Genomic DNA, 19,944 nt, shown 5'->3' on the forward strand with positions numbered 1-19,944 from the left:
AAATCACCTATCATAAGGCCAGTTGGCCTGCGAAAAGACGCCACCATCGACCCATAATGTCTGGCCCGTCACGAAACGCGCCGCCTCGGAAGCAAAGAACAGCACCGGACCGGACAGATCCTCAGCGCTGCCGACCCGGCGCAATGGCGTCACCTTGGCCCATGTGCCCGCATAATCGGGCTGTTCCAGCGCCGTGCGCTCATTGAGGATCGCGCCGGGAGCCACACAATTCACCCGAATGCCATGCGGCCCGAGTTCCACTGCCGAAACCTTGGTGAACTGCTCAATGCCGCCCTTGGAGGCCGTGTAGGAAACAAGTTTCGGGAAAGCCAGCTTGTTGCAGCCCGAACCGATATTGATGATCGCGCCGCTCTTGTCGGCATCCACCATCCGCTTGGCCGCAGCCTGCGTGTTGAGGAAACACCCTTTCAGATTGGTGCGGATGACATCGTCCCACTCGTCTTCGGCGAGTTCCAGCAATGATTTCCATCTCTGGATACCGGCATTGTTGACGAGCACATCCGGCGCATCGCCAAACCAGCTGCACGCCTCATCGAAGAAAGCTTCGACCTCGGCTCCAACGCCGACATCACAGGCAAGTCCAAGCGCCTGACCGCCGCCCGCTTCAATCGCCTCGACCAGCGACTGGGCTGCGTCGTCGTCATCCTTGAAGCTGAAAGCCACCGCATAGCCCGCATTAGCAAAAGCCGTAACCAGATGTCTGCCGATCCCCGTGCTGCCGCCTGTGATGACTGCGAATTCGCTCATGCCGCTCCCTCCCTGAAGCATTTCCGAAACCGAACTTAATCGGTTTTCGCCGGTGGTAAACTGGCAGAAAAGAAAATATCCTCCCCATAAGCAGAATGGAGGGAAAAATGAATCCGGACATCACGGAAGCCAATGGCGCGTGTCACTGCGGAACGGTGCGTTTTCGCGTAAAATTGTCCAATGGCCTGCACAGTGCGCGACGTTGCACCTGCTCCTATTGCCGGATGCGTGGAGCGGTTGCCGTAACTGCGGAAGTGGGCGGACTGGAAATTCTGCAAGGTGAAGATGCGCTGACGCTCTACACTTTCAATACCGGCATCGCGAAGCATTATTTCTGCTCCAAATGCGGGATTTATACCCATCACCAGCGCCGCTCCAATCCAAACCAGTTCGGCGTGAATGCGGCTTGTCTGGAAGGCGTCTCACCTTTCGATTTCAAGGTCATTCCGGTCAATGATGGCGTCAATCACCCGTCAGACACGCCGAACCGCAAGGGATCGGGTATTGTGGGTTATTTGCGCTACACTGAAGCAGATGAAAGTGATAAAGAGCAATAATTACTGCAAATCAGATCAATAAAAAGACATAAATCTACACTATAAGTATTTATTATTTTCCATGGAGTCATTTCATGAAAAAATATTATTTACTTCCGTTTCTTTTTGCTTTCATGGCTTCACACGCTTTTGCTTCCGAAACCGCACGAACCCCTTCGAAAGATTTGCAGATCATCGAAAAGTCTTCGAAGGGAAGCACGGCAAACCGGGGAGGTGTCATTTTCTTTAAAAACCTGGTCCTCATTTCTTTGAGAAATGTTGGGACAACGGATGTCGATCTGAAAAATGTATGCTTTTTTCTCGCCGATGACCCAACCAACAAATCCAAAGTCGATACCGTTGAGGAAAAACTCAACACCGGAATATTAAAGCCGGGACAAGAAATAACCGGCAATGTCGGCTTTTCCGCGCCGGATGTATCGGTATACGAGTTTGGTGGCATCCAGGCTTCCATGAATTGCCCGTAGAGCATTTCCAGCAAAAGTGCGTAGCGGTTTTGCGTAGGATAATGCGTAAAAACAAATAGATAGAGCGGTTCCCCGATTCCATTTTAACCGGAACCGCTCTAGCACCGCCGTTTAATCAAGCCATTCGCCGCCGGTCATTCTTCTCCCAGGAGAAGACGGTCGGCGGCAGCGGATCACGTCCACGAATAATGTCCGATCCCTTTTCGCCGACCATGATCGTTGGCGCATTGGTGTTGCAGGACGGCACGTGCGGCATGATCGAGCTGTCGCACACCCGCAACCCCTCCAGACCGTGCACCCGCAGTTCCAGATCAACCACGGCTGAAGCGTCGGTGCCCATCTTGCACGTGCTGACCGGATGGTGATCGGTCTTGGCATTGGCGCAGGCATAGTCGAACAGATCATCGTCGGTGACCACTTTCGGTCCCGGCAGCCGCTCGGCCATGACATAGGGTTTCAATGCGGCCTGTTGCATGATTTCACGCGCGATCTTCAGCCCTTCCAATGACATTTTCAGATCGCGCGGATCGCTCCAATAATTGGGATCGATCAGCGGCGCAGCAGCGGGATCGCTCGAACCAAGCCGCACCGTCCCGCGTGAGCGCGGATGCAGATAGGCGGAATTGAGCGTCACGCCCGCATTCTTGAGCTTCTCGACACCTGCTTCAATCCCCGATCCCAGTCCCAGATGGAACTGGATATCCGGCGAACGGGCATCCGGATCGGCATACCAGAAACCGCCCGTTTCAAAGAGGCTCGATGCCACCGGGCCCGAGCGCAGCAGCATATATTGCAGGCCCGCGCCAAGCGTGCGGTGCAGCTTTGCCACGCCGTCATAAGTGTGATCGCCAGTGCATTCAGCGATGACGAACAGATCGAGATGATCCTGCATATTTTCGCCAACGCCGGGCAGATCGTGTTTCACCGCAACGCCAACCTGTTTCAGATGATCGGCGGGACCGATGCCCGATTGCAGCAGAAGTTTTGGAGAGCCGATAGCGCCCGATGAAACGATAACTTCCCGCGAGGCGCGCAACACCTCGCCACTCATCAGGGCCACGCCTGTGGCGCGCGTCTTTTCCAGCACGATGTTACGGACTGGCGCATTGATCCTGACCGTCAGGTTTCGCCGTCCCTTGATCGATGCGAGATAAGCAAGCGAGGCGGACGACCGCCGGCGGTTGCGCTGCGTCAGCTGATAGAAGCCGACGCCCGCCTGTTCGCGCCCGTTGAAATCCGGGTTGTAGGGTATCCCCAGTTCCTGCGCGGCGCGGATATAAGCGTCGCAGATCGGCAGCGGTGCGGACGGCATGGAAACGCCCAGTGGGCCGCCATAGGAATGATAATCGTCGTTGAAACGCTGATTGTCCTCAGCGCGTTTGAAATAGGGCAGCACACTGCGATAATCCCAGCCGGTGCAGCCATCTTCATTGGCCCACAGATCGTAATCGGCCGCATTGCCGCGCGTATAAATCTGCGCATTGATGCTCGACCCGCCGCCGATCACCTTCGCCTGCGTATAGCGCAGCACGCGGTTTTTCATGTGCTTTTGTGGAACGGTCTCCCAGCCCCAGCTGGCCACGCCCTTGGTCATTTTGGCAAAGCCCGCAGGCATATGGAACAGCGGATTCCAGTCGCTGCCGCCTGCCTCTAGCAGCAGCACTTTTACAGACGCGTCTTCGCTGAGGCGATTGGCGAGAACACAACCGGCAGGCCCGCCGCCAACGATAATATAATCGTAGTTCATCACATCGTTCCTAAAGCTTTGCTATCGAAAGGCCACCATCGGCATTGATCACCGACCCGGTGGCGAAGATGAAATTTCCGCCCGCAAGCCCGGCCACGATGGCGCCAACATCGCCCACTTCGCCCCAGCGCTTCATCGGCACCAGACCGCCTTCGATCAGCGCGTCGTAACGCTCGGAGACTTTGGCCGTCATATCGGTGCGAATAATGCCGGGACGCACTTCGAACACACCAATCCGCGCCTCGGCCAGACGCAGCGCCAGCCCTTGCACGAAGGCGGTCAGCCCCGCCTTGCTGATGCAATAATCGAGCCTTTCCGGCGAACTCATCACGGATGACACCGAACTGATCGTCACGATGCTGCGCGGAAACCGTACATCGTTCACCGCCAGCATGGTTTTCGCCACGGCCTGGGTGAAAAACACCGTGCCGCGCAGGTTCACGCTCATGATCGCATCGAAATTTTCCGGCTTGAGGCCGAGAAAATCACCGCGCTCGACCGAACCCATGCCCGCATTGTTGACGAGACAGTCAATGCTGCCAAACTCCTTCAACACGGCAGCAATCGTCGCCTCATGGGTTTCGACGGCAGCGAGATCGCTTTTGAAGAAAGCCACCTTGCCACCCACGCCGCGCAATTCGTGAATGACGGCCTCGTCGTTCTCAATATCGGTGATCGCCAGATCGAAACCCTTTGCCGCAAGGGCGCGGGCGATGCCGAGCCCGATGCCGCGACGTCCGCCGGTTACCAGCGCCACAGGTCTTTGACGGTTCATGCCAGAACCTCCTGGTTCAAGTGGTCCGCCACGCGCAACGCCTGCGCGGCAATGGTCAGCGCCGGATTGACCGCCGCCGATGTCGGCAGGAACGATGCATCGACCACGTGGAGATTGAGGTGATCATAGGCACGGCACCAGGGATCAAGCGGCGCTGTCGCCGGGTCATTGCCGATGCGCACCGTCCCGCATTGATGCGACGGCGTGCGCCGGTCAAAGGCTCGCGACAGCACGACCGGAAATCCCGCCGCACGCAGAGCGGATTTGAGCTTTTCCACCAGCATCAGATGCGCTTGCCAGTTGCTGCGCACCCAATGCAGGACAATGCGGTCGCCATCCACCGTCACGCGGCTTTCCGGCGACGGCAGATCTTCGCTCATGGCGTAGAAATCGATCGTGTGTCCGGCAACCCGGTTCAACAGCCATTCCGGCACTCGTGGCATACTGGATTTGAGGATCGCACCCGAGATGCGCCCCAGCAGTTGCACATTGCCGAGCGGCGGCCCGCCCGCCCCGTCCGACAGATAGTAATCGTTGAAGCCAAAGGTCTTCTGGTAGATGCTGTCATTACGATAGCGCGGATCGAAGGCGATCACCGCGCTCGCATTGTGGTTCATGAAATTGCGCCCCACCTGATCGGAGCGATTGGCCAGTCCCGACCGCAACAGGAGCGCCGCCGATTGCACCGCACCGGCGGACAGAATGACCAGCTTCGGGCGCAGGACCAGCGCCTCACCGTTCTTCACATAATGCACGGTGGCAATGGTCTTGCCATCCGGCCCGGCTTCCAGCCGTGTCACCCGTGCGGAAGTTTCGAGCTGGACATTGGGATGCTTGAGGGCAACCGCGAGCGGACAGGTTTCCGCATCCATCTTGCCGTCATTGCTATTCGGATGCGCATCCCACGGCGTTTTGGCCTTTGCCAGCCAACGGTCGATATCGACCCCCAGCGGCAGCGATGCCGGATGCAATCCCGCTTTCTTCAACCGCGCCCGCACATCGGCAATGGCTGGTTCGTCGCGGATCGCCGGATAGGGATAAGACTTTGAATGATCTGGCTCGGTCGGATCACCGCCCAGTTCACCGCGCACCTGAAACAGCTGTTCGGCGCGGCTATACCACGGCTCCAGTTCTTCATAGGAAAAGGGCCAAGCGGGCGAGACCCCTTCCAGATGCGCCATCTCGGCAAAATCCTCGCGGCGATAGCGGATCAGCACCGCGCCAAAGAATTTGGAATTGCCGCCAACATTGTAATAATTGCCGGGATTGAACGGCGTACCGTTCGTCTCGTACCAGAACTCTTTCGGGCGAAAGAAGCCTTGTTGGAAAATAGCGCGCGGGTCACGGTTTTCCGGCCTGTCCGGCAAATGCTCCCCCGCCTCAAGGATGAGAATGCCGGCACCCGACGCCGCAAGACCGGCGGCCATCGTCGCGCCGCCGATACCCGATCCGATTATGACGATATCCGGCTGTCCTCCCAAAGCCGTCTCCTCCTATTTTGCCTGTGGCATCCACATGGCCGTCCGCGCACCGATATGCATATTGAGTGTCTTGGTCTCGGTGTAATCCTCCACCGCATGACGGCCCAATTCGCGCCCCAGACCCGACTGGCGATAACCGCCGAAAGGCAGTTCCGGCGTGCCGTCCATGAATGTGTTCATCCAGACTGTGCCAGCACGCACCTTGCGCCCGATGGTCATGCAGGTATCGAAATCACGGCTCCACACGCCTGCCGAAAGACCGTAATCGACCGCATTGGCAATCGAGATTGCGTCATCCACGCTGTCGAAGGACAATACCGACAGAACCGGCCCGAACACTTCTTCACGCGCCACGGCCATGTCGGCCTTCACACCGGACAGAATGGTCGGCCCCATATATTGGCCGAGGCCGAGATCCAGAACTTCACCGCCATGCGCCAGCGTTGCACCGGCCTTTCTGGCCTGATCGACATAGGCGCCAACCTTGCTCAGATGTTGCGGCGTGATGATCGCGCCCACCTGTGTGCTGACATCGAGCGGATCGCCGACAATGACCTTTTTCGACAGATCGGCGACGCGCCCGACAATCTCATCGACAATCGAGCGATGCACGATCAGCCGCGAACCGGCATTGCAGCATTCGCCCGCATTAAACCACGCGCCGAACACTGCCGCGTCGATGAAGGCATCCATATCCGCATCCGGGAACAGGATTTGCGGGTTCTTGCCGCCAAGCTCCAGCGACACTTTTTTCAGGGTCTGAGCGGCATTGGCCATGGTCAGCTTGCCGACGCCAGTGGAACCAGTAAACGACACCATGTCCACATCCGAATGCGTGCTCATATGCTGGCCGACATCCGCACCCGTTCCGGTGACGATGTTGACGACGCCATCCGGCACGCCCGCCTCGGCCAGAATTTCACCCAGCACCAGCGTCGAGCCGGAGGTGAGTTCCGACGGCTTGACGACCGCTGTGCAGCCTGCAGCCAACGCGAAAGGAAGCTTCTGTCCGACGATCAGGAACGGAAAGTTCCACGGCGTGATAATGGAGACAACACCAATCGCCTCACGCAGCACGACACCCAAAGTACCATCGCCCAGCGTGTTATAGCTTTCGCCGTGCAGATCACGCGCAAGCGCTGCCGCGTAGCGCCAGATATCGACGGAACCGGCGATTTCGCCGCGCACCTGACTGATCGGCTTTCCAGCTTCAATCGCATCGAGATAGGCAAGCTCTTCGGCCCGCGCCTCGATCAGATCGGCAGCCTTCAGCAAGACCAGCGAGCGCTGCGAAGCCGTTTTGGAAGACCAGCGCCCGTCATCGAAAGCCTTGCGCGCGCTTGCTACGGCGCGTTCCACATCCGCCTTGTTGCCCGCCGGATAACGGCTCACCGTGACACCATGGCCGGGGGCCACGCGCTCAATGGTCTGGCCGCTCTGGCTGCCCACCCATTTGCCATCGATCAGCATGGAGAATTCGCGGACGGCCAGTCCGGCCAGCGGTTGCGGCTTTACAATCGTGCTCATCACCATTTTCCTTCAAAATTCGCTTCGCGCTTTTCGTTGAACGAGCGCACGCCTTCCTTCAGATCGCCGGTCTTGGCGACAAGGATGGAACCCAGCGCCTCGACAGCGGTTCCGTTGTCCTCGCCATTGGCGACGGACAGCATCAGTTTGGAAATTTCCAGTGCAGCCGGTCCGCGTTGTGCCACCCGCGCCGCATAATCCTGCGCCGCCTGCAAGGCTGCGCCCGTCTCCACAACGGCATCGACCAGCCCATGCGAGAGCGCTTCCTCAGCCGTGAACATCTCGCCGCCCAACACCATGCGCCGCACGATCTGCGCACCAAAACGGCGCACAAGACGCTGCGTGCCCGACCAGCCGGGGATCATGCCAAGCGATGTTTCCGGCAGACCGATCTTCGCCTGTTTTTCGACAATGCGGATATCGGCGGCGCCTGCCAATTCCAGCCCGCCGCCCAGAGCATGACCATTCATTGCCGCGATCAAGGGCACACGCAAAGTCGCAAGCCGCTCGAACACCCGATGCCCATAGCGCACCCAGGCATGGCCGAATTCCTGCGGTTCCATGCCGCCCCAGGCCTTGATGTCGCCTCCGGCAGAAAAGGCTTTGCCCTCACCCGTCAGGATTGCAACCCGCACAGTGCTGTCCGCCTCCACCCGGTCACAGGCGGCAGAGAGTTCCTGCAAAAGCTCGATATCAAACGCATTGAGCTTTTCGGGCCGCCTGATGGTCATGACCGCGATGTGGTTCTCGGTCGAAATTTCTATCCGATCAGCCATGTCACGCCTCCAGCTTTCGCGCCGGTTTTTGCGGCAGCGTGAGGCCAATCGGCTCCTCGCGGAACAGCGCTTCGTCCATGGTCTTGAGCTGGTCGGAAACGATCAGCGGAAATTCCGACTGGTCGAGAATATGCGCCTGCAAATCGACGCCCGGCGCAATCTCGGTGAGCACGATACCTTCCGGCGTCAGCTTCATCACAGCGCGTTCCGTAACATAGGTGATATCCTGCCCCTGCGTGACACTGCGGGAGCCCGAGAAGGTGACATGCTCGACTTGCGTGACCAGTTTTTTCAGCTTGCCTTCTTTTTCGATCACCAGCTTACCGTCAGCGACCGACAATTTCGCACCCGCATTGAACATGCCGGAGAAGACAATCTTCCTGGCGCGTGCGGTAATGTCGACAAAGCCGCCCGCTCCCGCCGTGACATGCGGACGGAATGAAAGTTTCGACACATTGACCGAACCGTCGCGCCCGATCTCAAGGAACGAGAGCAGCGAGGCATCAAAACCGGCACCCTGAAAATAGGTGAACTGATAGGGTGACGGCATATAGGCATCGGCATTGGACGCGCAGCCGAAAGCGAAGTCCAGAAGCGGCACGCCGCCGACAGCACCCTGCTCAATCACCCATGTCACGGCACCGTGCAGGCCTTCTTCCAGCAAAATGCGTGGCACATTGGCGGAAATGCCGAAGCCGAGATTGACCGCGCTGCCCGCGTGCAATTCCTGCGCGACACGCCGTGCAATCGTTTTTTGAATATTGAATTCGGCGAGACGGAACGTATCCAGCGGACGGAAAATCTCGCCCGAAATCGCCGGGTCGTACAGCGTCTGCGTCGTCTGCTTCTGGTCGGGATCGACCACGATATAATCGACCAGAACGCCCGGCACGCGCACGTCATGCGGCTTCAGCGTGCCTTCCTTGGCAATGCGCTTGACCTGCGCAATGACGATGCCGCCATTGTTGCGCGCGGCCAGCGCCTGATCGAGACCGCCGAGATAAGCGCCTTCATGCTCATAGGTGAGGTTGCCGCGTTCATCCGCCGTCGTCGCGCGAATGATCGCCACCTGCGGGATGATGGCGGGGAAATAAAGCCAGTCCTCGCCTTCGAAGCTGACATGTTTCACCACCGGCTCTTGTGTAGCCTTGTCATTCATCGCCGTACCCTGACGCTTGGGATCGACGAATGTATCGAGCCCTACCTTGGTCAGCACGCCGGGGCGCTTAGCCGCCGCTTCACGGTGCATGTCGAACAAAATGCCGGATGGGACATTATAGGCCGGAATCTCATTATTGGTGATCATCTGCCAGATCAGCGGCGGTTCGGCACTCGACGGGCCGGACGGATAGGAACCTCCGATGATCTTCTTCAACAAACCGGGCTTGGCGATGTAATCGACGCCCTTGATGCCGCTCATATCGCCCGCCGCAATTGGATGCAGCGTGGTGATGTTCTTGGGATGGCCGGTTTCGTCGAACCGCTCGCCAATCGCTTTCAGCGTCAGGTCGGGACAGCCAAGACCGCTTGATGAGGAGACCGAAACGACAGCATTGTCGGGGATGAGTGCAGCCGCTTCCGCAGCCGAAATATGCTTGTTCATGGTGTTCAGAGTCCAGATTGAACGGCGGTTGCCTTACCAGTCTTGGCGGCTTCCGCGACCGCAAGCCCGGTGGCGAGCGACCAGATGCCGTCTTCCAGTGTTGCAGAAGGCTGGACCTTGCCAGCAATGGCATCATGGAAAGCCTGCAAGGCGGTTTCGTAGAGATTTTTCTGGTCGAGCGGCAATTCGTGCTCACCGTTTTGATCACGCAGCAGCACGGTGCCGACCGGCTTTTGCGTCATCACATTGCGCGCCACCAGCGAGCCTTCGCTGCCATGCACTTCAAAGCCCGTTTCGTCATATTTGGCGGTGAAAGCATCGTGGAACTGGGCAATCGCGCCGGAGGAGAAGCGCAGCACACCCATCACACCGTCTTCCAGACCATCGCCGCTGAGGCCCCCCTGCTGGCTGAAAGCCAAGGCTTCGACCGGGTTTTCGCCCAGCACAAAACGCAGCGTGTCCGCGTCGTGCACGGTGATATCGAGGATGACGCCGCCACCGGCATCTGGTCGTTGAATGCGCCAGCCCTGCAAATGCGGCGGCAGGTAAACCGCATGGAAAACCCGCGCCCCAAGCACCTTGCCGATCCTGCCTTGGGCGATGGCGTCGCGCATAGCGCGGTGGCTTGCAGCATTGCGCAGATGATGGTTGGTGCCAGCCACAACGCCTGCCTCGCGCACGGCCTTCAACATGGCATGGGCATCGCCAAGGGTCAGCGCCAGCGGCTTTTCGCACAGAATGTGCTTGCCGGCCTTTGCTGCGGCAATCGCCTGATCTCGATGCAGTTCATTGGTGGTGGAGATATAGACCGCTTCGATTTCAGGATCGGCAAGCAGCGCATCAAGGCTTGTCACCGAGCGGGCAATCCCGTTTTCGCGCGCATAGGTTTCGCCGCGCGCGGCATTGGTGCTGTAAACCGAAACGACTTCGCCGCCGGTCGCGCGAATGGCTCCGATCACCCATTCCTTCGCAATCGTGCTTGCGCCTATAAGGCCCCACTTTGCCATTGGTGTTTCTCCTCCTTTTTGGTCTGCGCGCCACAGCTTGCGCGCACCGCAAGACGCACCGCCAAACGCTGCGCCTCCGCCTCCACCCGTTCCGAGTTGATCTGCTTCAACAGAAGCTGTGCCGCCCGTTCGCCCATCCCCTGCGGATCGACCGACACCGTTGTTAATGCGGGCACCGCCGTCTTTGCTTCGATCACATCGTCAAAGCCGACCACGCCGAAATCGCGACCCGGTTCCAGATGCGCGGCGCGCAGGCCGTCACAAACACCAAACGCCACCGCATCGTTGAAACACACCGTGGCCGTTGGTTTTGCGCCGTGCAGCAACATGCGCTCGACTGCTTCCACACCACCTGCCCGCGACGGCGCCGATGTGAAGATCAGCGCCTCGTCAAAGGCGAGACCCGCCTGCTCCAGACCAGCGCGATATCCGGAAACACGCTCCGAAAACACCGCGGTATCCGCATAGCCGCCCATGAAGGCGATGTTCCTGTGACCAAGACCGACCAGATGCTCGACGGCCTTCGCGACACCGCCGCGATTGTCGGACAGAATGGACGAAACGCCGGAACCCGGCACATCGCGCACCATCTGCACGACCGGCAGGCCGCTTTTCGCCAGCGGCTTCAGATCGCCTGATTCCGTACCGCGCGCCGGTGAAACGATCAGCCCCGCAATGCCATGTTCCCGCATGGAGGCGATCACCTCACGCTGGCGGTCGATGCTTTCGCCGGTATTGGCCAAAAACTGCACATAGCCCGCCGACTGCATCACGCGGTCTATGCCCACCGCCAGTTCGGCAAAGAAGCTGTTGGTCAGATCATTGACGACCAGCCCGATGATCTTGGATTTGGCCTGACGCAGATTTGCGGCGCTGCGGTTATAGACATAACCGAGCTTTTCGATTGCCGCCTGTACCTTGACCCGCGTTTCAGCGTGAACCAGCGGACTGTCACGCAGCACGAGCGACACGGTCGATTTGGACACGCCTGCCTCGCGTGCAATATCGATGACCGTAACGCTGCTCTTGTTCATGGCTTTCCTCGACTTCTGCCGCTAAGTTAATTGGAACGTTCCAAAATTGTCAATTAGATAAATTTAGCCGTAATATTGCCATGATATCGCCTTGTTGTTTGGCCCTTTTTAGGCGGAATTCTCAAGATAATGGGCTATATCTGTTTGAAATAGGCTTATTCCTTGCCATTTGGAACGTTCTAAATTATCAAGACTGAGGTTCATGGGAGGACGATGATGGGCGTTGCATTCGACACTATGCTGACCTTGCCGAAGGCCGGTGGAACCCTGCTTCCATATCGGCTTGTCGGAACGCCGACCGAAAGACCGTCCGCTCCCCCGCAATTCAATCGCATCGCCTATGCGGCAGCGCATGTTGTCTCCGACCCGCGAAAAGATACGACGCCCTGGAGCAATCCCGCGCTCGACTGGGATGCGACCATGGCTTTTCGGCATCATCTCTGGAGTCTCGGTTTCAGGATCGCCGAAGCGATGGACACATCGCAGCGCGGCATGGGCCTCAACTGGGCGGGCGCGCAGGAGCTGATCCGCCGCTCGCTGGCTGAAAGCAAGACCGTAGCGGGTACCGATCTCGCCTGCGGTGCTGGCACCGACCATCTCGATCCGGCGGATGCCAAGAGCCTTGATGACATCATCAAGGCCTACGAAACACAGGCTGGTTTCATCGAGAAACACGGCGGGCGCTTCATCCTGATGGCAAGCCGTGCCCTTGCCCGTATCGCCCGCTCGCCAGACGACTATGCGAAGGTTTATGGGCACATTCTCTCCAATGCCCGCGAGAAAGTTGTGCTGCACTGGCTGGGCGACATGTTCGATCCGCAGCTCAAGGGCTACTGGGGAGCCTCAAATTTCGAGGATGCGCTGGATACGGTCATCGGCATCATCGAAGCCAACCGTGACAAGGTGGAAGGCATCAAGATTTCGCTACTCGAAGAACGTTACGAACTGGCATTACGAGACCGCTTGCCGGAAGGCGTGCTCTGTTTCACAGGCGATGATTTCAACTATGCGCCGCTGATCGAAGGCGACAGCAACCGGCACAGCCATGCCTTGCTCGGCATTTTCGATGCTGTGGCGCCACAGGCCTCCAGCGCATTGGCAGCGCTTGCCCAAGGCGACAGTGGCCGCTTCCGCGCCATCATCGAGCCGACCGTGCCGCTATCGCGCAAGATTTTCGAAGCCCCGACCCAGTATTACAAGGCGGGCATCGTGTTTCTCGCATGGCTCAACGGCCACCAGACGCATTTCACCATGCCAGCCGGAATGCAGTCGGCGCGCGGCATTGTCCATTATGCCGACATTTTTCAGCTGGCGGACAAGGCCAATGTGCTCGACAGGCCGGAGCTTGCCGTGAAACGCATGAAGTCGCTTTTGGAAACCCATGGGGTGGAACAAGCCTGACAGCCGCTTCATCAAGCGACCCGCATTCCCCCATGCAATCTGTCCGGTTCCCGTGCTGATTGATTTCGGCTATCAACTTGATTAAGCAATCAACAGCATAGAAACCAATTAGGGGAGATTTTCATGCGTTCTGTACTTCTGGCATTGCTGGCCGCAACGGCCATTGCCACTTCGGCCCAGGCAAAAGACGTTACCGTCGCCGTTACCGCGATCGTCGAACATCCGGCGCTCGACGCTGCCCGTGACGGCGTGAAGGATGCACTGGCCGAAGCCGGTTTCAAGGAAGGCGAAAATCTCAAATTCGTCTATCAGTCCGCACAGGGCAACCCGGCAACCGCCGCACAGATTGCACGTCAGTTCGTCGGCGAAGGCCCGGACGTGATCGTCCCGATCTCCACCCCTTCGGCTCAGGCCGTGGTTTCTTCCACGCGCGACATCCCAGTCGTGTTCACTGCCGTATCCGATCCGGTCGGCGCACAGCTCGTCAAGAGCATGGAAAAGCCGGGCGGCAATGTAACCGGCCTCTCCGACATGTCGCCGGTGGCCGAACATATCAAGCTCATCAAGGAAGTGATGCCGAACATCAAGAAGCTCGGCTATCTCTACAATTCCGGCGAAACCAATTCGGTCTCGCTTCTGGCTGCGCTGAAGGAAGCTGCTGCCGCTGACGGCATCGAAATCGTTGAATCCGCCGCCACCAAGTCGGCTGAAGTCAAGGGCGCTGCGCAGGCTCTCGTCGGCCGCGCCGATGCCATGTATGTGCCGACCGACAACACCATCGTTTCGGCTCTCGAAAGCGCTGTCGGCGTTGCCGAGGAAAGCAAGCTGCCGCTCTTCACCGCTGATACGGATTCCGTCAAGCGCGGCGCCATGGCGGCACTCGGCTTCAACTATTACGACGTCGGCAAGCAGACCGGCGCTGTGGTTGCACGCATCCTGAAGGGCGAAAAGCCGGGCGACATTTCGGTTGAAATCGCCAAGGGAACCGATCTCGTCATCAATCTTGGCGCCGCCAAGAAGATGGGCGTAGAAATCCCGAAGGCCGTGATCGACCGCGCTACCAGCAAGATCGACTGATCATCGATCAGACCGCAGAAAAAAGGGGGCGAGAGTGAAAACTCTCGCCCTTCTTCTTTTTGGACAAAGGCCAAAGGAGTTCCAAACAATACCCAAGGTGGGGCAATACCGCACGAATGTTGCGTGAGCCGCACATAAAGCCGCATTTGCGGGCCTTTGGCGCGGTTTGGGCTTGCGCTCGGGATTACGAGAGTTGTAATCCCACTGGAATAATAACGGGAACAAATGATCTAGCCGGGAAACGATCCGTACGGGCTTCGCCCGCCGGATACACTCAAACCAAAACCGGTCGCGATTGGTGAAAGCCTTTTGGGCAATCGGAGGCACGAAGCCTCGATGCCCGCAGGCTTGCGGATGGTCTTATGCCGGAAAACCGGCTTCATCCTTGTCGATTGCGGCAAAGTACAAGGAATGTCGTTGTGAGTCAGATCGCCTTCTGGGGTGCGGTCGAATTAGGCCTCGTTTTCGCGTTTGTCGCCATTGGCGTTTATCTGGCGTTTCGCGTCCTCGACTTTCCCGACTTGACGGTAGACGGTTCATTCCCGCTCGGTGCAGCTGTAACCGGCGTTCTGATCCTCGCGGGCCTCAACCCATGGCTCGCCGCCGCAATCGCCATGGTTGCTGGCGCGATAGCCGGTCTCGTGACCGCCACGCTGAATGTCCGCTTCAAGATTCTCAATCTGCTCGCTTCCATTCTGACGATGATCGCGCTGTTTTCGGTGAACCTGCGTGTGATGGGCCGACCGAATATCGCGCTCATCAATCAGGACACGATGCTCAGCCCCTTCTTCGGCCACGGCATTCCGGAATATTACGTTCGCCCGGCTTTCCTTTTCGTGCTGGTGGCCATCGCGGTCTTCATCGTCTGGCGCTTTCTGGAAAGCGACATGGGCCTCGCCATGCGTGCGACCGGTGCCAATCCGAAAATGGCGCGCGCGCAAGGCGTACAGACGGATCGTCAGATTTATATAGGCATGGCGCTCTCCAACGCGCTTGTCGCGCTTGGCGGGTCGCTTTTCGCCCAGACGAACGGTTTTGCGGACGTCACCTCGGGCGTTGGTACCATCGTCGTTGGTCTCGCAGCGGTCATCATCGGTGAAACCATCCTGCGCACGCGCAACCTGCTGGTGATCCTGATCGGTTGCGTGCTCGGCTCCGTCATCTACCGCATCGCCATCCAGCTTGCACTTTCGAACGGCAACACATTCGGCCTGCAGGCGTCCGATCTCAATATCGCCACCGCGCTTCTCGTTACATTCGCCCTGATATTGCCGCGCATGCGCCGCGGGGGAGCATCCGCATGATCGAAGTATCCAATCTCGATGTCGTCTTCGGTCGCGGCACCCCGCTGGAAAAGCAGGTTCTGAACAAAATCAACCTGACCATGGATCGCGGTTCCTTTGTCACCGTTATCGGCTCGAATGGCGCTGGCAAATCCACCCTTCTCGGTGTGCTTGCGGGCGATGTCATCCCGACCGGCGGCAAGGTGGTGATCAGTGGCAAAGATGTGACCCGCAAATCCACCGCCGAACGCGCCGGTCTCGTCGCACGCGTGTTTCAGGACCCGCTGGCTGGCAGCTGCGGCACCCTGACCATTGAGGAAAACCTCGCGCTTGCCGCATCGCGTGGCAAGAAGCGCGGCTTTACCCATGCGCTGAATTCCAATCGTCGCGAATGGTTTCGCGAGCGCGTGGCGAGCCTCAATCTCGGCCTTGAAAACCGGATGCAGGACCGCATGGAGCTTCTCTCCGGCGGGCAGCGTCAGGCGCTTTCGCTGATCATGGCAACGCTGGCCGGTTCGGAAGTTCTGCTTCTCGACGAACATACCGCAGCGCTCGATCCGGGCATGGCTGAATTCGTCATGGAACTGACCCGTACGCTCATCACCGAAAACAAGCTGACGGCGCTGATGGTCACCCATTCCATGCGTCAGGCGCTGGATTATGGTGACCGCACCATCATGCTGCATGGCGGCAAGATTCTTCTCGATGTTACCGGCGACAGGCGCAAGACGCTGGGCGTGGAAGACCTGATCGAGATGTTCCGCAAGGTGCGCGGCCAGACGCTCGATGACGATGCCCTGCTGATCGAATAATAGTCCACTATTCGCTTTTCACAGCCGCCGTTCATCCCATGAACGGCGGCTGTTTTGTTTCTGCCAGAAATGCTCTAAGAACCCACTATGGCGCAGAAAAAAGCAAATGAAGTCGATGGTTTCCTGAGCAGACCGAGCAGCTCGTTTCCGGTCGTGCTTCTTTATGGCCCGGATAAAGGGCTGGTGAGTGAGCGAGCGCGCCGCTATGCCGAGGCGACAAAGCTGCCGCTCGACGATCCCTTTGCCGTCATTCGCATGGAAGCCGACGAGATTGATGCAGATCCTTCGAAGCTCGCCGATGAAGCGCGCACTATTTCGATGTTCGGTGGCATCCGCTTGATCTGGATCAAGAACGCCGCCGGGCAGAAGAAACTCGCCGATGCGGTCAAGCTCTTGGCAGCCGAACCGCCGCATGAAACCTTCATCCTTGTGGAAGCCGGTGATCTGAAGAAGGGCGCAGGGTTGCGCAGCGCCGTCGAGAACGCCTCGGCGGGCATGGCGCTGCCCTGCTATACGGATGATGCGCGCGGCATCGATGGTGTCATTGATGATGTGCTGGCCGAATGGAAGCTGCAGATCACCCTCGATGGGCGTCAGCTGCTTCGCGCCAGCCTTGGCGGCGACCGCCTTGCCACCCGCGGCGAACTGGAAAAGCTCTGCCTCTATGCGCGCGGCAAGGAACGTATCGACATTGACGATGTGCGCGAAGCGGTGGGCGATGTTGCAGGCCTGTCGACAGACGAGGTCGTGGATGCAGTCATTGCCGGTGATTTGCAGCGATTTGAAATCACATTCGACCGTGTCGTGAAATCCGGCACAGCGCCTTTTCTGGTGCTGAACACGGCCATGCGGCAATTCCAGCAGATACAGGGCCTGCGCTATATCATGGATAGCGAACGCAAAAGCGCGTCCGTTGTCGTGGCCGGTGCAAGGCCACCCATCTTCTTCAATCGTAAAAGGCTGATCGAAACAGCAGTCGGACGCTGGAGCGGCGAAAGCCTTTCACGCGTTTTGGAGCGTCTCCAGCGTGCCGTGCTGGAAAGCCGTCAGAATTCCGCGCTTGCCATTCCGATCATTCGCCAATGCCTGATGGCTATCGGTGTGGAAGCTATGCGCAACGCACGGCGCTAACTGCCTGCTCGTGAAACAATCCGCAAATAAAAACCCCGGTGTAGATGCCGGGGTTCTTTTATTCCACAAACGAACAAATCAGCTTTGAAGGCGGCGGCAGATTTCATCGAGTTGCTCCAGAGAGCTGTAGCGGATTTTCACCTCGCCGCCCCGGTCCCGATGATTGATCTCGACCTTCATGCCTGTCACATCGGATAGCAGCTTTTCAAGCGCCTTGGTGTCGGCGTCTTTCTCGACTGGAGCAGCCTTGCCCGGTTTCGGTTCCGCGCCGCCGCGCGCTTCGGCCTGCGCAAGAGCTTCCACCTGACGGACCGACAAGCCTTCCTTGACAATCCGCTCTGCCAGAACCGTCGGATTGTCCATCGTGATAAGACTGCGCGCATGCCCGGCAGACAGCGCACCGTCAACGATAAAATCCTGCACCGGTTGCGGCAGCTTGAGAAGGCGCAACGTATTGGCCACATGGCTACGGCTCTTGCCGATCACCTGCGCCAGATCGTTCTGCGTATACTCGTGATTATCGATAAGCTGTTGATATCCCAACGCTTCTTCGACTGCGTTCAGGTCTGCGCGCTGAACGTTTTCAATGATCGCTATCTCAAGAGCGACGCGATCATCCACATCGCGGACGATAACAGGGATCGTATCGACGCCTGCGCGCTGCGATGCGCGCCAGCGGCGTTCGCCGGCGATCAGCTCGAAATGATCAGGCTGACCGGGCGCGGGACGCACCACGATTGGCTGAACAACACCATGTTCCTTGATCGACTGGGCCAGATCTTCGAGTTCTGCTTCCGCGAACATGCGTCGCGGATTGCGCGGATTGCGCGTGACGAACTCGATGGGCACATTACGTTCAATCGGAACTGGCGTTTTGCGCTCCTCGACCGGACGGTCGATCTCACCAATCAGGGCGGCCAGTCCGCGGCCAAGGCGCTTCTTTGAAGGATCGTCGTTCATCGTTCGGCAAATTCCTGCAATTGTTACGTAGTCGAATCGATAGGCTTGCTATGCGGCTTTCAGCTGCCGCTCGCGCTGGATAACTTCCGACGCAAGCTGCAAATAGGCCTGACTTCCCGCGCATTTCAAATCATAGAGAATGGCCGGCTTGCCATGGGATGGGGCTTCCGATACGCGCACATTGCGCGGAATGACAGTGCGATAGACCTTTTCGCCCATGAAGGCGCGGACATCATCCACCACCTGGGAAGCCAGATTGTTGCGGCTATCGAACATCGTCAGCACGATGCCCTGGATGGAAAGCTCGGCATTGATGGTCGAGCGCACCTGATCGACCGTCTGCAACAGTTGGCTCAAGCCTTCCAGCGCGAAGAACTCGCACTGCAACGGCACAAGCACGGAATCCGCAGCGGCCATGGCATTCAGCGTCAACAGGTTCAATGATGGCGGGCAATCCACCAGAACATAGGAAAACCGTTCGGAAACATTGGAATCGAAGCGTAGAGAATCGCGCAGACGGCGCGTACGGTCTGCGGATTGTGCGATTTCCATCTCGATACCCAACAGATCGAGCGTCGATGGCACAATAAAGAGATTGGGCACATCGGTCTGCATCGCAGCTTCCGGCACTGACGCCTCTTGCGTCAGCACGTCATAGGAAGACAGCGGACGGTTGCGGCGGTCAATCCCTAATCCCGTGCTGGCATTACCCTGCGGATCGAGATCAACGATGAGAACCGTTTCGCCTATTGCCGCCAATGCTGTGGCCAGATTGATCGCCGTCGTGGTTTTACCGACGCCGCCCTTCTGGTTCGCAATGGTTATGATCCTGGACATCTTGTTCATTACCGTCGCCCTGCCGCTTTCCAGATCTGCCAAATTCTCGGATTCAATTTGCTTTGCGTCGCAAGTTGCTGATTTCGAGGATGACCGAAGTCTGATCGATAGCACTTTGATGTTTTACCAGATCGAAATCCCAACCGACACGGCTTTCATCGATTTCCCTCTGGTAATCCCGACCTTTTTGGAAAAGCGCCTTGGCGCCGCTGACGAGCCAGGGCTCCGTCAAACCGAAAAGATCATTCAATGAGGCGAGCGCCCGGGCGGTAACAACGTCCGGCGTTTCGAGTTTTTCCCACATCGACTCGATACGAGCCGCATGAATATGAGCGGGAACATTCAAATGTCCGGCAGCGGTACGCAGATAAGCAGCCTTTTTGCCCGCACTTTCCACCAGATCGATACGGCTATCGGGTTGATCCGCCAGATAGCAGGCCGTGACGATGCCGGGAAATCCGCCCCCAGAACCGATATCGAGCCAGCGTTTAGCGTTGGGCGCCAGCGGGAAAACCTGCGCGCTATCGAGAATATGACGGGTCCACAGGTCCGCCAATGTCGATGGAGAGGCCAGATTGATCGCTTTTGACCATTTTCGGAACAGCTCTTCGAATGCAATCAAGCGATCCACTGTTTCACGTGAAACAGAAGGATTAATCCGGCGAAGGCTTTCGCAACGACGATCCGCACTCATAATAGCA

Annotated in this window: 19 protein-coding genes; 7 read left to right on the forward strand and 12 right to left on the reverse strand. The window is 58.1% G+C overall.

The genetic code is table 11. The features are described 5' to 3' along the window. Window positions 1–3: 3 nt before the first annotated feature. Window positions 4–768, reverse strand: a complete 765-nt coding sequence (locus tag D8666_RS06200) for an SDR family NAD(P)-dependent oxidoreductase (protein WP_121536836.1) — start codon at window positions 766–768, stop codon at window positions 4–6. Window positions 769–875: 107 nt separating this feature from the next. Between D8666_RS06200 and D8666_RS06205 the strand changes: the two genes are divergently transcribed. Continuing rightward, complete coding sequence (locus D8666_RS06205; protein ID WP_121536838.1) at window positions 876–1,325, forward strand: GFA family protein; 450 nt, start codon at window positions 876–878, stop codon at window positions 1,323–1,325. A gap of 74 nt (window positions 1,326–1,399) precedes the next feature. Continuing rightward, window positions 1,400–1,792, forward strand: coding sequence for a DUF4354 family protein (locus D8666_RS06210; RefSeq protein ID WP_121536840.1), 393 nt, complete (start codon window positions 1,400–1,402; stop codon window positions 1,790–1,792). Window positions 1,793–1,907: 115 nt separating this feature from the next. Here the strand turns inward: D8666_RS06210 and D8666_RS06215 are convergent, their stop codons facing one another. Genes D8666_RS06215 through D8666_RS06250 form a run of 8 tightly spaced genes read right to left on the reverse strand, consistent with a single transcriptional unit; the run spans window position 1,908 to window position 11,742 of the window. Beyond that, entirely contained in the window at window positions 1,908–3,539 is a 1,632-nt protein-coding gene (locus tag D8666_RS06215) for a GMC family oxidoreductase (RefSeq protein WP_121536842.1), read from the reverse strand. Between the two features lie 10 nt (window positions 3,540–3,549). Continuing rightward, window positions 3,550–4,314, reverse strand: coding sequence for a 3-ketoacyl-ACP reductase (locus tag D8666_RS06220; RefSeq protein WP_121536845.1), 765 nt, complete (start codon window positions 4,312–4,314; stop codon window positions 3,550–3,552). Continuing rightward, on the reverse strand, window positions 4,311–5,795 hold the full coding sequence (locus D8666_RS06225) for a GMC oxidoreductase (RefSeq protein WP_121536847.1): 1,485 nt from the start codon (window positions 5,793–5,795) through the stop codon (window positions 4,311–4,313). The genes D8666_RS06220 and D8666_RS06225 overlap by 4 nt, the downstream gene beginning before the upstream one ends. Window positions 5,796–5,807: 12 nt before the next feature. Continuing rightward, complete coding sequence (locus tag D8666_RS06230; RefSeq protein WP_121536849.1) at window positions 5,808–7,328, reverse strand: aldehyde dehydrogenase family protein; 1,521 nt, start codon at window positions 7,326–7,328, stop codon at window positions 5,808–5,810. Next, window positions 7,322–8,098 carry an enoyl-CoA hydratase/isomerase family protein gene (locus tag D8666_RS06235; RefSeq protein WP_121536851.1) on the reverse strand — a complete coding sequence of 259 codons (777 nt, stop codon included), beginning with the start codon at window positions 8,096–8,098 and terminating at the stop codon, window positions 7,322–7,324. Before D8666_RS06235 ends, D8666_RS06230 begins: the two co-directional genes overlap by 7 nt. Window position 8,099: 1 nt before the next feature. Further along, the gene (locus D8666_RS06240) at window positions 8,100–9,701 is read right to left on the reverse strand and encodes an acyl CoA:acetate/3-ketoacid CoA transferase (RefSeq protein ID WP_121536853.1); all 1,602 of its coding nucleotides are present in this window, start codon (window positions 9,699–9,701) and stop codon (window positions 8,100–8,102) included. Between the two features lie 5 nt (window positions 9,702–9,706). Next, a complete protein-coding gene (locus tag D8666_RS06245; RefSeq protein ID WP_121536854.1) occupies window positions 9,707–10,708 on the reverse strand; it encodes a Gfo/Idh/MocA family protein in 1,002 nt (333 codons plus the stop codon). Further along, entirely contained in the window at window positions 10,687–11,742 is a 1,056-nt protein-coding gene (locus D8666_RS06250) for a LacI family DNA-binding transcriptional regulator (protein ID WP_121536855.1), read from the reverse strand. Before D8666_RS06250 ends, D8666_RS06245 begins: the two co-directional genes overlap by 22 nt. A 216-nt stretch (window positions 11,743–11,958) precedes the next feature. Here D8666_RS06250 and D8666_RS06255 point away from each other — a divergent pair, with 216 nt between their 5' ends. From D8666_RS06255 to holA, 5 genes are all read left to right on the forward strand, one after another. Then, entirely contained in the window at window positions 11,959–13,143 is a 1,185-nt protein-coding gene (locus D8666_RS06255; protein ID WP_121536856.1) for a dihydrodipicolinate synthase family protein, read from the forward strand. Window positions 13,144–13,266: 123 nt separating this feature from the next. After that, complete coding sequence (locus D8666_RS06260) at window positions 13,267–14,220, forward strand: ABC transporter substrate-binding protein (RefSeq protein ID WP_109370009.1); 954 nt, start codon at window positions 13,267–13,269, stop codon at window positions 14,218–14,220. 419 nt (window positions 14,221–14,639) lie between these two features. After that, window positions 14,640–15,524: an ABC transporter permease gene (locus tag D8666_RS06265; RefSeq protein ID WP_109370010.1), complete on the forward strand. Its 885-nt coding sequence runs from the start codon at window positions 14,640–14,642 to the stop codon at window positions 15,522–15,524. After that, window positions 15,521–16,315 carry an ABC transporter ATP-binding protein gene (locus D8666_RS06270; protein WP_109370011.1) on the forward strand — a complete coding sequence of 265 codons (795 nt, stop codon included), beginning with the start codon at window positions 15,521–15,523 and terminating at the stop codon, window positions 16,313–16,315. The genes D8666_RS06265 and D8666_RS06270 overlap by 4 nt, the downstream gene beginning before the upstream one ends. Before the next feature lie 87 nt (window positions 16,316–16,402). Further along, complete coding sequence (holA, locus tag D8666_RS06275; RefSeq protein ID WP_121536858.1) at window positions 16,403–17,446, forward strand: DNA polymerase III subunit delta; 1,044 nt, start codon at window positions 16,403–16,405, stop codon at window positions 17,444–17,446. Between the two features lie 78 nt (window positions 17,447–17,524). On the opposite strand, the gene D8666_RS06280 is transcribed toward holA, so the two are convergent. Genes D8666_RS06280 through rsmG form a run of 3 tightly spaced genes read right to left on the reverse strand, consistent with a single transcriptional unit; the run spans window position 17,525 to window position 19,937 of the window. Further along, a complete protein-coding gene (locus tag D8666_RS06280) occupies window positions 17,525–18,406 on the reverse strand; it encodes a ParB/RepB/Spo0J family partition protein (RefSeq protein WP_121536860.1) in 882 nt (293 codons plus the stop codon). A gap of 48 nt (window positions 18,407–18,454) precedes the next feature. Further along, complete coding sequence (locus tag D8666_RS06285) at window positions 18,455–19,252, reverse strand: ParA family protein (protein ID WP_121536862.1); 798 nt, start codon at window positions 19,250–19,252, stop codon at window positions 18,455–18,457. A gap of 43 nt (window positions 19,253–19,295) precedes the next feature. Beyond that, window positions 19,296–19,937 (reverse strand): 16S rRNA (guanine(527)-N(7))-methyltransferase RsmG, encoded by a 642-nt coding sequence (rsmG, locus tag D8666_RS06290; RefSeq protein WP_121536864.1) that lies wholly within the window; start codon window positions 19,935–19,937, stop codon window positions 19,296–19,298. Window positions 19,938–19,944 lie beyond the last annotated feature (7 nt).

Origin of the sequence: Ochrobactrum soli (genome assembly GCF_003664555.1) — a bacterium.
GTDB lineage: Bacteria > Pseudomonadota > Alphaproteobacteria > Rhizobiales > Rhizobiaceae > Brucella > Brucella teleogrylli.

What these genes read in the sequence shown, in the direction of transcription:
- D8666_RS06200 (WP_121536836.1), bottom strand. Translation starts at nt 768, where the DNA reads ATGAGCGAATTCGCAGTCATCACAGGCGGCAGCACGGGGATCGGCAGA.
- D8666_RS06205 (WP_121536838.1), top strand. Translation starts at nt 876, where the DNA reads ATGAATCCGGACATCACGGAAGCCAATGGCGCGTGTCACTGCGGAACG.
- D8666_RS06210 (WP_121536840.1), top strand. Translation starts at nt 1,400, where the DNA reads ATGAAAAAATATTATTTACTTCCGTTTCTTTTTGCTTTCATGGCTTCA.
- D8666_RS06215 (WP_121536842.1), bottom strand. Translation starts at nt 3,539, where the DNA reads ATGAACTACGATTATATTATCGTTGGCGGCGGGCCTGCCGGTTGTGTT.
- D8666_RS06220 (WP_121536845.1), bottom strand. Translation starts at nt 4,314, where the DNA reads ATGAACCGTCAAAGACCTGTGGCGCTGGTAACCGGCGGACGTCGCGGC.
- D8666_RS06230 (WP_121536849.1), bottom strand. Translation starts at nt 7,328, where the DNA reads ATGGTGATGAGCACGATTGTAAAGCCGCAACCGCTGGCCGGACTGGCC.
- D8666_RS06235 (WP_121536851.1), bottom strand. Translation starts at nt 8,098, where the DNA reads ATGGCTGATCGGATAGAAATTTCGACCGAGAACCACATCGCGGTCATG.
- D8666_RS06240 (WP_121536853.1), bottom strand. Translation starts at nt 9,701, where the DNA reads ATGAACAAGCATATTTCGGCTGCGGAAGCGGCTGCACTCATCCCCGAC.
- D8666_RS06245 (WP_121536854.1), bottom strand. Translation starts at nt 10,708, where the DNA reads ATGGCAAAGTGGGGCCTTATAGGCGCAAGCACGATTGCGAAGGAATGG.
- D8666_RS06250 (WP_121536855.1), bottom strand. Translation starts at nt 11,742, where the DNA reads ATGAACAAGAGCAGCGTTACGGTCATCGATATTGCACGCGAGGCAGGC.
- D8666_RS06255 (WP_121536856.1), top strand. Translation starts at nt 11,959, where the DNA reads ATGGGCGTTGCATTCGACACTATGCTGACCTTGCCGAAGGCCGGTGGA.
- D8666_RS06260 (WP_109370009.1), top strand. Translation starts at nt 13,267, where the DNA reads ATGCGTTCTGTACTTCTGGCATTGCTGGCCGCAACGGCCATTGCCACT.
- D8666_RS06270 (WP_109370011.1), top strand. Translation starts at nt 15,521, where the DNA reads ATGATCGAAGTATCCAATCTCGATGTCGTCTTCGGTCGCGGCACCCCG.
- holA (WP_121536858.1), top strand. Translation starts at nt 16,403, where the DNA reads ATGGCGCAGAAAAAAGCAAATGAAGTCGATGGTTTCCTGAGCAGACCG.
- D8666_RS06280 (WP_121536860.1), bottom strand. Translation starts at nt 18,406, where the DNA reads ATGAACGACGATCCTTCAAAGAAGCGCCTTGGCCGCGGACTGGCCGCC.
- D8666_RS06285 (WP_121536862.1), bottom strand. Translation starts at nt 19,252, where the DNA reads ATGAACAAGATGTCCAGGATCATAACCATTGCGAACCAGAAGGGCGGC.
- rsmG (WP_121536864.1), bottom strand. Translation starts at nt 19,937, where the DNA reads ATGAGTGCGGATCGTCGTTGCGAAAGCCTTCGCCGGATTAATCCTTCT.